The organism is Pseudodesulfovibrio thermohalotolerans, assembly GCF_021353295.2.
GTDB lineage: Bacteria > Desulfobacterota > Desulfovibrionia > Desulfovibrionales > Desulfovibrionaceae > Pseudodesulfovibrio > Pseudodesulfovibrio thermohalotolerans.
Genome location: NZ_CP120635.1, coordinates 1,520,800 through 1,533,935, shown reverse-complemented (window position 1 = coordinate 1,533,935; position 13,136 = coordinate 1,520,800). Strand labels below are relative to the sequence as shown.

At 60.3% G+C, this 13,136-nt stretch carries 9 protein-coding genes; 7 read left to right on the top strand and 2 right to left on the bottom strand.

The window, feature by feature from the left end; translation table 11 throughout:
• Positions 1–559: 559 nt before the first annotated feature.
• The 7 genes from LF599_RS07125 to LF599_RS07095 all read left to right on the top strand — a co-directional run bounded on the left by LF599_RS07125 (position 560) and on the right by LF599_RS07095 (position 9,075).
• A complete protein-coding gene (locus tag LF599_RS07125; RefSeq protein WP_279522810.1) occupies positions 560–2,758 on the top strand; it encodes a malate synthase G in 2,199 nt (732 codons plus the stop codon).
• A 5-nt stretch (positions 2,759–2,763) separates the two neighbouring features.
• Positions 2,764–4,125 carry an L-serine ammonia-lyase gene (locus tag LF599_RS07120; RefSeq protein ID WP_279522809.1) on the top strand — a complete coding sequence of 454 codons (1,362 nt, stop codon included), beginning with the start codon at positions 2,764–2,766 and terminating at the stop codon, positions 4,123–4,125.
• 169 nt (positions 4,126–4,294) lie between these two features.
• Positions 4,295–5,023, top strand: coding sequence for an amino acid ABC transporter ATP-binding protein (locus LF599_RS07115; protein WP_269941163.1), 729 nt, complete (start codon positions 4,295–4,297; stop codon positions 5,021–5,023).
• A gap of 74 nt (positions 5,024–5,097) precedes the next feature.
• Positions 5,098–5,922 (top strand): ABC transporter substrate-binding protein, encoded by an 825-nt coding sequence (locus LF599_RS07110; protein ID WP_279522808.1) that lies wholly within the window; start codon positions 5,098–5,100, stop codon positions 5,920–5,922.
• 74 nt (positions 5,923–5,996) lie between these two features.
• Positions 5,997–7,760, top strand: a complete 1,764-nt coding sequence (locus LF599_RS07105; protein WP_279522807.1) for an amino acid ABC transporter permease — start codon at positions 5,997–5,999, stop codon at positions 7,758–7,760.
• Positions 7,761–8,074: 314 nt separating this feature from the next.
• Positions 8,075–8,467 (top strand): cytochrome c3 family protein, encoded by a 393-nt coding sequence (locus tag LF599_RS07100; RefSeq protein ID WP_269941164.1) that lies wholly within the window; start codon positions 8,075–8,077, stop codon positions 8,465–8,467.
• A 227-nt stretch (positions 8,468–8,694) separates the two neighbouring features.
• A complete protein-coding gene (locus LF599_RS07095; RefSeq protein WP_269941165.1) occupies positions 8,695–9,075 on the top strand; it encodes a hypothetical protein in 381 nt (126 codons plus the stop codon).
• 75 nt (positions 9,076–9,150) lie between these two features.
• On the opposite strand, the gene LF599_RS07090 is transcribed toward LF599_RS07095, so the two are convergent.
• Positions 9,151–11,352, bottom strand: a complete 2,202-nt coding sequence (locus LF599_RS07090; RefSeq protein WP_279522806.1) for a RelA/SpoT family protein — start codon at positions 11,350–11,352, stop codon at positions 9,151–9,153.
• Positions 11,353–11,367: 15 nt separating this feature from the next.
• Positions 11,368–13,002 carry a peptide-binding protein gene (locus LF599_RS07085; protein ID WP_279522805.1) on the bottom strand — a complete coding sequence of 545 codons (1,635 nt, stop codon included), beginning with the start codon at positions 13,000–13,002 and terminating at the stop codon, positions 11,368–11,370.
• Positions 13,003–13,136 lie beyond the last annotated feature (134 nt).

Below are 13,136 nucleotides of genomic sequence, written 5' to 3'. Positions count from 1 at the left end.
CATTCGGCCGGGTTCGGCTGGCGCATCCGCCGCAAGGGATCGCGCCAACCTCCGTGCCAGACGAACCCCCTCCCCGGTCATGGCGGGGTTGGGAAACGAAGCGGCCAAACGCGGAAGCTCGGCGGCCAAAGGGCCATTCAAAGGGAACTCGGCCCAAGCCATGGCGAAAAGCCGGGACCCAAGGGCGACCAGCCCGGGCCGGTCGCCAGGCTTGGCGGAACCAGCCTGACCAAAGGCCTTCTGCGCTCCACCCAGAAGATGGTTATGACCGATGGTCCCAAAGGAAAGATAATCCCGCAAGGCTTGCTCCGTGCTGTTGATGCGGCCCGCCCGAGTACCGGCCGCGCCGCGTTCGTCAAAATACCGTACCGATCGGAAACCTTTACAAGTTCCGTTCCAGCATAAATGCCCCGCGCATTCGAGGAACAAACCGGCAGCCATGGAAAACTTGATGTCATAAGAATCGGTTGTGGTTGCATTGCTCCCCGAGTCAGGGCATTCTGCAATGATGAATTCCGTGGAAACCGCACACCAATAATCAACCTTATCAGGAGCAGGCATGACGCAAAGACTTCTCATGGGCGCCCTGTCGATCCACAAGGAACTCGCCGAAGCCGTCAGGACCATCTTGAACGGAACCGGCCTCAATGAAGCAACTTTCTGGGGCGGAGCCGAATCCGTATTCAGGGATTTCGCCCAGCGCAACCAGGAACTGCTGGCCGAACGGGACCGCATCCAGGCGGCCATGGACGAATGGCATCAGGCGCACCCCGGCCAGCCCGGTGACAAAAAGACCTACCACGCCTTCCTGCGCGAGATAGGCTATCTGTCGCCCGAAGGCGGGGACTTCTCCATCGTCACAGAGAACGTTGACCCGGAGATCGCCAAGATAGCCGGGCCGCAGCTCGTGGTCCCCGTCACCAACGCCCGGTTCGCCCTGAACGCGGCCAACGCCCGCTGGGGCAGCCTTTACGACGCCCTGTACGGCTCCGACGTGATCGAAAGAGACGGCATCCCGGCCAAGGGATACGATCCGGCGCGCGGACAAAAGGTCATGGCCTGGGCCGCCGCGCACCTGGACGCCGCCGTGCCCCTGGCCAACGGGTCCCACCGTGACGCGATAGGATTCGACCTGACGGACGGCCCCTCGGGCAAGAACGTCGTCGTCACCCTGCTCAACGGCAACGCCACCTTCCTGCGCGACCCCGCCCAGTTCGCCGGCTACGTGGACGAGGACGGGCTCCAGTCCCTGCTCTTCACCAAAAACGGCCTGCACATAGAGCTGCAATTCGACCCCGAACATCCGGTTGGCCGCGACCACCCCGCGGGCATCAAGGATGTGGTCCTGGAGTCCGCCGTATCGACCATCCTCGACTGCGAGGACTCCGTGGCCGTAGTGGACGGCGCGGACAAGGCGCAGGCCTTCCTGAATCTGTTCGGCCTGGTCATGGGCGACCTTGAGACGAGCTTCGAAAAAGACGGCGGAACCGTGACACGGACGCTCGCGGACGACCGAACCTACACCACGCCCAACGGCGCTCTCCTGACGCTGCCGGGCCGAAGCATGATGCTGGTCCGCACCGTGGGCCATCTCATGACCACCGACGCCGTGCTCGTGGACGGCTTCGGCAGGAACGAGGAAGTTCCCGAGGGTATCTTGGACACCCTGCTCGCCGGGCTCGTCTTCCTGCACGATATCAATGGCCGTGGCCGCTGGCGAAACAGCAGGACCGGCAGCGTGTATATCGTCAAGCCCAAGCTGCACGGTCCCCAGGAGGTAGCCTTCACCTGCGATCTGTTCGCGGCCGTGGAAAAGGCCCTCGACATGCCCCCGCTGACCCTCAAGGTGGGCATCATGGACGAGGAGCGGCGGACCACCCTGAATCTCAAGGAATGCATCCGGGCCGCTAAAGACCGGGTCATCTTCATCAACACCGGCTTCCTCGACCGAACGGGCGATGAAATCCATACGGATATGGAGGCCGGGCCCATGGTCCGCAAGGCGGCGATCAAGGACGAGCCGTGGATAGCGGCCTATGAGGATTGGAACGTGGATGTGGGGCTGGCCTGCGGATTTTCGGGCAAGGCCCAGATCGGCAAGGGCATGTGGCCCAAGCCGGACATGATGCGGGAGATGGTCGAGACCAAGGGGGCGCACCCCATGGCCGGGGCCAACTGCGCCTGGGTTCCCTCGCCCACGGCTGCGACCCTGCACGCCCTGCACTATCACCAAGTGGACGTTTTCGAGCGGCAGCGCGCGCTGGCCGGAAAATCACGCGCCACCCTGGAAACCCTGACCACCCTGCCTCTCATGCGGGGCGAACATCCCTCGGCGGACGAGATCGCCCGCGAGCTGGCCAACAACGCCCAGTCCATCCTCGGCTACGTGGTCCGCTGGGTTGACCAGGGAGTGGGCTGCTCCAAGGTCCCGGACATCAACGGCGTGGGCCTCATGGAAGACCGGGCGACCCTGCGCATATCGAGCCAACACCTGGCCAACTGGCTGCGACACGGAATCTGCACGGAAGAAGCCGTCCTCGACACCCTCAAGGCCATGGCCGAGGTAGTGGACCGCCAGAACCAGGGCGACCCGGCCTATCGCCCCATGGCCCCGCATTTCGACCAGAGCTTTGCCTTCCGGGCCGCCCGCGCCCTTATCTTCGAAGGCGCGGACCAACCCAACGGCTACACGGAACCGATCCTTCACACCATGCGCCGCATGGTCAAGGCGGCCGACGCAACAGCAAACCAGGAGTAACGAGCATGATGCCCGTGACCACATCCATATTCGAACTGCTCAAGATAGGTCCCGGTCCATCCAGTTCGCACACCATCGGCCCCATGAAGGCCGGATACGACTTCATGCGCCTGATCCGCGAACTGCCGGAAAAGGACAGGCTGGCCGCCGACGATCTCGAAATCAGGCTGTTCGGCTCCCTGTCCGCCACGGGCGAAGGGCACGGCACCCCCAAGGCGGTCATGTCCGGCCTGCTCGGCTCCCAGCCCGACACCTGCGGAGCCGACACCCTTGAGCGATTCGCGGATGGAAGCACCCCCTTCGAACTCGACCTGGGCGTCAAGTTCCTGTCCTTCGCCCCGGACCAAATCATCTTGGATGCCGTCCAGCATGACCACGCCCATCCCAACACCATGAGTTTCCGGCTCAAGGCCGGAGAAACCGTCCTGCTGGAACGAATCTACTATTCCGTTGGCGGCGGCTTCCTGCGTTGGGAAGGATGGGAAGAGCCCTTCCGCGGCGAGCCGGTCTACCCGTACTCGACCATGGCCGAACTGAAGACGCACCTGCGGAAGCATTCCATTCGCCTGCACGAACTTATCCTGGCCAACGAGATGTCCATCACCGGCTCCACGGAGGACGAGATATACATGGGGCTGGACCACATCATCGCGGTCATGGAGCAGGCCGTGGAAAACGGCATCCAGACCTCTGGGGTGCTGCCCGGCCCCATCGGGCTGCAACGCAAGGCGGCGGCCATGTACGACAGGGCCAGACAGGAATATTTCCAGGGTCCGGGCTTCATCAAGGCGCTCAACGCCTATGCCCTGGCCGCCTCCGAGGAAAACGCCGCAGGACACTGCGTGGTCACGGCCCCCACCTGCGGGGCGGCGGGCGTCATCCCGGCCATCATTTTCATGCTCAAACGGCACACGGGCGCCTTGCAGACCGAACTGCGCGAGGGACTGCTGGCCGCCTGCGCCATCGGATTCCTGTGCAAGCACAACGCATCCATCTCCGGGGCCGAAGTGGGCTGCCAGGGCGAGGTGGGCGTGGCCTCGACCATGGCCGCGGCCATGATCGCCTATGCCCGGGGATACCGATTCCAGGTCACGGAAAACGCCGCCGAGATCGCCCTGGAGCACCATCTGGGACTGACCTGCGACCCGGTGGGAGGCTACGTCCAGATTCCGTGCATCGAACGCAACGCCATGGGCGCGGTAAAGGCGTTCAACGCCTACCTCATCGCCTCGACACTGGATGAAAGCTATCAGAAGGTGGACTTGGACAAGGCCATCCGGGCCATGGCCCAGACCGGCCGGGACATGTCCGCGAAGTACAAGGAGACCTCGGAGGCGGGGCTGGCGCTAAGTTTCACTGAATGCTGACGATCCGTCGTCAGGCCCCGCCTCTCCTCCATTAAGAAATTACTCCCGGGAAGGTGCGCCGAATATTGTTCAGATCACCCCCCGGGGGAAGAATTTATATTGCTATACAGCCGTTTTTCTGCTAAAAATTCCTCTTGACTTTTGCCCAATTTCTTTTCCGGAGTTCGCAGTGATTTCTTTCAAAGGCGTCAACAAATGGTATGGGGACTTTCAGGTTCTCAAAAATATCAACCTCAATGTGGCCAAGGGAGAAGTCGTGGTGGTCTGCGGGCCTTCCGGCTCCGGCAAGTCCACCATGATCCGGTGTATCAACCGGCTGGAGCCCATCCAGGAAGGCGATATCCTGGTGGACGGCATGAATGTCTCCGACCCACGCACCAACATGACCCTGCTTCGCGCCGAAGTCGGCTTCGTCTTCCAGCAGTTCAATCTCTACCCGCACATGACGGTCATGGAGAACATCACCCTGGCACCGACGCTCGTCCGAGGCATGAGCCGGGGCGACGCCACCGCCATCGGCATGGACCTGCTCAAGAAAGTCGGCATCCCGGACAAGGCGGGCTCCTATCCGTCGCAGCTCTCCGGCGGCCAGCAACAGCGCGTAGCCATTGCGCGGGGACTCGCCATGCAGCCGAAAATCATGCTCTTCGACGAGCCCACGTCGGCGTTGGACCCGGAGATGATCAACGAGGTCCTGGACGTCATGAAATCCCTGGCCCGCGAAGGCATGACCATGGTTTGCGTCACCCACGAGATGGGATTCGCCAGGGAAGTTGCGGACCGGGTCATCTTCATGGACGACGGGTACCTCATCGAAGAGAACACGCCCGAGGAATTCTTCCACAACCCGCAGTCCGACCGGACCAAGGATTTTCTCAGCAAGATTCTCAGCCACTAACGGATTTTCGCCCTTGCCGGACATCGTGTCCGGCAAGGGCTTTTTTCATACGAACTCGACAATAGGAGAGGTAAATGAGAGTTCTCAAAATCACTGCCATGGCCGCCCTGCTGGTTATGGCTGCTTCCGTTGCTTTCGCCGGGCCCACCTATGACCGCGTCATGTCCACCAAGGTCATCAAGGCCGGTCTGTCCAACCAGGGCATCCCCTTCGGCTTCATCAATGACAAGAACGAGTGGGTAGGCTTCGACGTCGACATGGCCACTGAAATCGCCAAACGCCTCGGCTGCAAGCTCGAAAAGGTCGTTGTCAACAACAACACCCGCATCTCCTTCGTCCAGACCAACCCGCCCAAGGTCGACATGGTCCTGTCCAACATGACCCACAAGCGCGTTCGCGATGAGAAGATCGACTTCTCCATCACCTACTTTTTCGACGGACAGAAGTTCCTGGCCAAGAAGGGTGCCGTCAAGGACGCCAAGGACCTGGCCAACTTGAAGGTCGGCTCCATGCAGGGCACCACTTCCATCGTCAACGCCACCGCCTATCTGAAGGAACTGGGCAACGCCAATCCGCAGGTCACTGGTTATGACGGCGAGGTCGCCATGTTCGAAGCCCTGCGCTCCGGCCGCGTCCAGGCCATCACCACCGACTCCACCATCCTGCTCGGCTACGCCGCCAAGGTTCCCGGCCAGTTCGAGCTGGTCGGCGACTTCATCTCGGACGAGCCCTACGGCATCGGCCTGCCTCAGGACGACTCCGCCTGGCGCGACACCATCAACTTCACCATCCAGGACATCTGGAAGGACGGCACCTACCTGAAGATCTACGACAAGTGGTTCGGCGCGAACTCCCAGTACCCGTTCCCGCTGACCTCCAAGATCGAAATGTGGCCGTAGGCCCTTTTCCCGAAGCATGACAATCGGGTCCCGGAGCCTTCCGCTCCGGGACCCTCTTTCCTCAAAAGAGCACGATGTTTAAACGGTATTTCGAAAAAATCTGGGTCCAGAACCTGGCCCTCCTGGCCCTGACCGGCCTGGTGGTCTACTATTTCGCCTTCATCTTCGAATTCAAATATGATTTCGACTGGGCCGTGTTCGTTGTCGAGGGCCAGTACGGCCACATGGGCCACCTCATGCTCAACGGCATCAACACCACCCTGACCATCACGCTTTACTCGGCAGCCATAGCCCTGGCCATGGGCACCATCTTCGGCCTGGCGCGCCTGTCCTCCTTCAAGCCGGTCTACTGGTTCGCCACCTGCTATGTTGAGCTTTTCCGCAACACCCCGCTGCTCATCCAGCTCTTTTTCTGGAACTTCGCCTTGCCCTACGCCTTTCCCGAAGAAATCCGCTTCAAGCTGTTCGACATGAACTTCGAGTTCTGGTGCGCCACGGTGGGTTGCGGCATCTTCACAGGCGCGTTCATGGCGGAGATCATCCGTGCGGGTATCCAGTCCATCCCCAAGGGACTGCTTGAAGCCGCCTACTCGTCGGGCCTGACCTTCCCTCAAACCTTGCGCAAGGTCATCCTGCCGCTCGCCTTCCGCGAGATCATCCCGCCCCTGGGCAGCGAATTCCTCAACAACATGAAGAACACCTCGCTGGCCATGACCATCGGCGTGTCCGAGCTGTGTTGGTCCATGACCGAGGTGTACTCCCTGACCTACCGGACCTTCGAGGCCTTTTCCGTGGCCACACTGGTCTACCTAGCCCTGTCCCTGTCCATCGCGGGTATCCTCTACATCGTCAACGAACGGCTGAAGATCATGCCCCGCGACAGGATCACCCCCCTGCGCAGAGTGGCCGACATCCTTTTCTGGCCCCTGGATTTCCTTGGCCGAAAGCTCGAATACGTTTTCTGGTATTTCCGCAAGAGCCCGGACCAGCGCACCGTGTCCCCGTTCAAGCAGTTCCTGAACAGGCTGGGCAAGGATTTGACGAAGGCCCTCAAATTCCTCTTCGTGGCCGCCATCGCCTACATCCTTTACATGGTCGTCATGGCCCTGTTCCATTTCAACTGGGAGATCATCGGGGCCAACTTCAAGACCCTGCTCATCTGGCGCTTCCCCGAGGGCGACGAGACCGAGTTCTGCTTCGGCTTGGGCGGACTGGCCAGTTCCCTGCTCATGGCCGCCATATCCATTGCGGGCAGCTTCCTCATAGGGCTCGCGGTCGGCATGGGACGCACCTCCAAAAACCGCGTATTCCGCATCCCCTGCCTGCTCTACATCGAACTCATCCGGGGCGTGCCGCTCATCCTGGTCATCCTCTGGTTCTACCAGGCGATCCTCGAATTCGTCTTCAAAGTGGATGTCCAGGCCTTCTGGGCGGCCACCATCGCCATGACCTTCTTCTTCGGGGCGTACATCGCCGAAACCGTACGCGGCGGTATCGAAAACATTCCCGCTGGACAAGTCGAGGCGGCCAAGGCTTCCGGCCTGACCTATTTACAGACCATGCGCAAGATCATCCTGCCCCAGGCGCTCAAGCAGATGCTTCCCGCCCTGGTCGGCATGTTCATCGCCGCCTTCAAGGACACCTCCCTGGCATACATCATCGGCGTGATGGAGCTGACCCGCGCGGCCTACGCCATCAACAACCGAATCATGATCTATCCCTTCGAAATCTACACCACGGTGGCCGTGCTCTACTTCGTCTTCAGCTACTTCATGAGCCTCTACGCCAAACGGCTGGAGCGCAAGCTGAGCCCCGAAACCATCCGTATCGAAATGTAGCCGACCACGGCAAAAACACGAAAGGGGGAGTGTCGACGACGCTCCCCCTTTTTTGATGGTCTTTCCCGGTCCTCTCCGCCCGCTTGCCCACGGCAATGAAACCGCCTGCGGCGGAATTGGCCGACGATACATCCTTCGACGGCGCAAGATTTGTGCGTTCCATCTTCTTTTTTTGCGTTCCGCACGCCGCACATGCGCAACCTATGCGCACCCCACGGCAATCGGAAATTATTCCTCTTGTATTTCAAAGGACTAACTCTGGCACACGCCTTGCCATATCCATACTGACCACCAACGCAAACCATGGAGGCATCATGCGACGCATCGTCATCACCCTACTGGCCCTTTTCACTTTCGGCCTGGCCGCTTCGGCTTGGGCCGCTCCACCGGCTCCCGGCGATCTCAAGCTCAGCCCGCCCGAAGGGATGGAAGCCACCAAGAGCCTGGTGGACTTTCCCCACGGACGCCATGTGAAGGCGAACCTGGAATGCGCTACCTGTCATCACACGTGGGACGGCAAGGCCGAGATAAAGGGATGCAGCGCGCCGGGTTGTCACGACCAGCCAGGCAAGAAGGGAACGACCGCCTTCTACGCGGCCTTCCACGCCAAAAACACTGACAAGAGCTGTCTCGGCTGCCACAAGATCGTTAAGAAGCGCGACGGAAAGCCGGTGCCCATCTCCTGCAAGCAGTGCCACACCGACTAAGCCATCCCGCCACCTCCCCCCCCCCAAAAGGCCCGCCCGATGCGGGCCTTTCTCTTGCCCAGCCCCGGAGCATTTCCGCGCCGAAACCGTTCCAAAGGGGCGCAAGGTGCGCAAAGACTGCGCGCCCATTCGGAGGCCCCAAAATAATACACTTCAAATTCAGGACATTACAAACGGCACAGCCCTTGCCTTAGCTTGAATATCGCAACCCAAACACAGGAGGCATTATGCGACGACTGATCCTCATCACCCTGACCCTTTGCACACTCGGTTTCGCCGCTACGGCCGGGGCCGATCCCGGTGCTCATCGCCACCCCGGCCCGCAATATTCCCGGCAGCAGCCCCACCAATCCGTAAACCACAAGCAGGGACACGCATACTTCAAGGACCAACGGGGGCAGAAGGACTTCCGGCACGCCGCCCGTCCCGGCAACCGCACGCCGCACGCCATGGGCAACCGGACAGTGCATCGGAAGCACCCCCATTTTCGTCCCCACAAGGTACACCGCCACAACAACGGCCACCGTGCTCACAAGTACGTCCGTTGCGTGCCGAAGCGCACCGCCCCGATGCAGCATTTCTCGGCCGTGATCCAAACCACCAGATAGGCTCCCCCCTCTTCAAAACGAAAAAGGCCCGCTCTCAGGCGGGCTTCCTCTTGTGTGATCGTTACGGCGCGGAGATCAGGAAACGCGGATGGCTTCCTTGACGGCCTTGAGCTTCTTGACCTCGGCCAGGGCCGCATAAAGTTGATCCAACCCCTTAACTTCAACGGTGAAGTTGAGCATCGAAGTGCCGTCCACCTTGGATTCGAAATTGCCGGAGTCGATGTTGACGTCCATGTCCGCAAGCATGGTGCAGATACGGCCGAGCATACCGGGCTTGTTCAGGCACTTGATCTTGACCTTGGCCGGATACGGCTTTTCCTCCACGCCCTCCCAACTGACCTGAAGAAGGCGTTCGTCCTCGAAATTGACGACGTTCGGGCAGTCGATGCGGTGCACGGTCACGCCCCGGCCCCTGGTGATGTAGCCGATGATGGGCTCGCCGGGCAGGGGGTTGCAACAACTTGCGAAACGCACGAGGACATTGTCCACGCCGGAAATCTGCAATCCGTCGGCCTTGGGCTTCTTGCCGATCTCCACGCCCGAAGCGACGATCGGCTCTTCCGCGGGTTCCGAAACGACCTTTTCCTTAAGCTTGCGCTCGTCCAGGGTCTCGCCGTGCATGACCGCGTAAAGACGCTTGATGACCTTGCGCGGAGTAAACCGTGAAAAGCCCACCTGGGTCAGAAGTTCGTCCAAGCTGCCGCAATTGAACTCTCCGGCCAGCTTGATGAGTTCGCCGTCCTTGATGGCCTTCTGGATGTTGATGCCGACCCGGCGGCCTTCCTTCTCAAGCATCTCCTTGGCCAGGTTGATGGCCCGCTCCTTCTCGACGGTGCGGATGTAATGCTTGATCCGGGTCCGCGCCTTGGCGGTCTTGACGAATTTCAGCCAGTCGCGGCTGGGCACCCGGTTCTTGTCGGTGATGATCTCCACCGAATCGCCGTTCTGCAAACGGTATTGCAAGGGCACGATGCGGCCGTTGACCTTGGCCCCGGCGCACTTGTCGCCCACTTCGGAATGAATGAAATAGGCGAAGTCCACGGGCGTGGCCCCATCGGGCAGCTCCTTGATGTCGCCGTTGGGCGTGAACACGTAGACCTCGTCCTGGAACATCTCCAGCCGCAGCGAGGACATGAATTCACGAGGATCGGAAAGCTCGCGCTGCCAGTCCATGATTTGCTTGAGCCAGGTGTACCGCTCGGCATCGCGTCGGCCGGTGGTCTTGCCCTTCTTCGTGCCCTTGCCCACTTCCTTGTACTGCCAGTGGGCGGCCACGCCGTATTCGGCGATCTTGTGCATCTCCTCGGTGCGAATCTGAATCTCGATACGCTCGCCGTCCGGCCCCATGACTGTGGAGTGCAGAGACTGGTACATGTTCGCCTTCGGGATGGAAATGTAATCCTTGAACCGTCCCGGCACGGGCCGCCAGGCCGCGTGGATCAAGCCCAGCACGGCATAGCAATCCTTGAGGGAGGTGACGATGACCCGAAAGGCGATAAGGTCGTAAATCTCGTCGAAGGTCAGGCCCTGCTGCTCCATCTTGACCTGGATGGAATGCAGGTGCTTGGTCCGGCCGAAGACCCTGCCTTGGATCTTGTTCTTCTTAAGCATATCGTTGATAAGGTCGATGACCTTGTCGATATACGGCTCGCCCGCGGCGCGGTGCTCGTGCACGGCGTCGGAAAGCTGGGCATAGACGTCGGGCCGAAGGTAGCGAAGGCAAAGGTCCTCAAGCTCGGTCTTGACCCGGTGCAGGCCCAGCCGGTTGGCTAGCGGCGCATAGATGTCCTGGGTCTCCTGGGCGATGAGCCGCTGCTTGACCGGCTTCATGAACTCCAGCGTGCGCATGTTGTGCAGCCGGTCGGCCAGCTTGACCATGAGCACGCGGATATCCTCGGCCATGGCCAGGATAAGCTTGCGGATGTTCTCGGCCTGCTGCACGGCCTTGGACTCGAATTCCATTCGGCTGATCTTGGTCACGCCGTCCACGATGTCGGCCACGTCCGAGCCGAAGAGATCCTCGATCTCGTCAACGGTCGTGTCGGTGTCCTCCACGGTGTCATGCAGGAGACCGGCGGCCACGGAGGCCTCGTCGAGCTGCATGTCGGCCAAGAGATAGGCCACGTTCATGGGGTGGGAAATGTACGGTTCGCCCGATCGCCGCACCACGCCGTCATGCGCCTGTGCGGAAAAGACGTAGGCCCGCTGAATAAGATCCAGGTCGGGGTCCTTGATATATGAGGCCACCTTATCGGTGATTTCGTTAATGCGAATCATGTATGTACGCCCGTCTTACGGCTGGTGTTGCAGACTGCGTGGTATCCACCACTTTTCGGAATTATAGGCTATCCCGGCCGGGGCCGCCTTAATATTTTGTATCCTGGCCTGAACTATGGGCAGGGACATGGGAACGTAGAGAAAACAATAGGGAACGTCGTCATGCAGGATTTCCTGCACCCGGTCGTAAAGGGGCTTGCGCTCCTCCTGCCGGACCAAATGCCGACCGCGCTCAAGAAGCCCGTCCAGCTCCGGATTGATATAGCGCGTGAAATTGAGCCCCCCGTCCACGGCCATTGAGGAATGCCACACGTTATAGATGTCGGGGTCCTGTAGAATATTCCATCCCAAAAGAATAGCGTCGAAACGACCCTTGTCAACGAACTCCTTGATGAACGCCGCCCACTCCACGGTGCGCAGGGAAACCTGAATGCCGACGTCCTTGAGCCGCTGCTGAAGAATAACCCCGGTCTTGATCCGCAGGGAGTTGCCCTGGTTCGTGATGATGGAAAAGGCGAACCGCTTGCCGTCCTTGTCCAGCCAGCCGTCACCGTCGGAATCCGTCCAGCCCGCCTCGGCCAGAAGCTCCCTTGCCTTATCCGGGTCGAAGGGACGCGGCCGGACGTTCTCGTTGTATTGCCAGGTGCCGGGTTTGTACGGCCCGTTGGCCGCCTCACCCAAGCCGTAAAGCACCCCCTTGATGAGTTCCCGCCGGTCGATGGCGTAATCGATAGCCCGCCTCACGCGCACATCCTGAAAAAACGGATGCTTGAAGTTGAAGCCAAGGAACGTGTAGCCGAACGACAGGAAGCTGAACTTGCGGAAGCTGCCGTCCCAGCCCGGCCCTGATGTCTGATAAAGGTATTGGAGGGAATCGAGCCCCATCGTGTCGAGGTTCCCCGCCTTGAGTTCCAGGAATTGGGTGCCCATGTCCGGGATCACGCGATAGACGAGGCGATCGATGTACGGCTTGCCCTCGAAGAAAGTCGGATTGGCCTCAAGCACGATCTGGCTGCCGGCGGTCCACTCCTTGAGCATATACGGCCCCGCCCCGACGGGCTGGCGGCTGTATTTCGTATCCAGCAAGTTCTCCCCTTCGAGGACATGCTTGGGCAGAATATTCGTGGCCCAGGAAACCAGCGCCTTGGCAAAAGGCTGCTCGTAGGTCACCTCGAAGGAAAACTTTCCGGTCTTGCGGAATTCCTTGACCAGCTTGAAATTGCCCGCATAGGCCGTGGGCGTCTTGGGGTCGATGGTCAGGCGGTAGGTGAACTCCACGTCGTCGGCAGTGAGTTGGACACCGTCGGTCCAGTGGATGTCCTCGCGCAGCTTGAATCTGAGCCGCTTGCCGCCGTCAAGGACCTCATAGGACTCGGCCGCATAGGGCACCAGATTGATATCCTTGTCGTACTTGAGCAGGCTGACGTAAATCTGCCCGGCGAGGGTGTGGGAAGCCGAGTCCGTGGCCAGAATGGAAATCAAGTTGCTCGGCTCGCCAAGCATGGGTTCGACCAGCGTGCCGCCGCTCTCGGGCACGGACGGAATCTCCGCGGGATTGACCGGAGCAACGGGCGTGGCAGGGCCGCCGTCGGAGCACCCGGCGGCGAATAACAGACAAAGAAAGGCGGCAATCAGTTTCGCGAGTCTCATTTTCCCTTGCAAAAGCATTTTGGTTGGACCATACAATGGTGCGAGCGTGGCTGATGTTTCCAGTATGAACCAACGTGTTCGAAAAGCCAAGAGTCCACATGGACATAGGGGGGGGAACAAATCCAGCTTGCCCA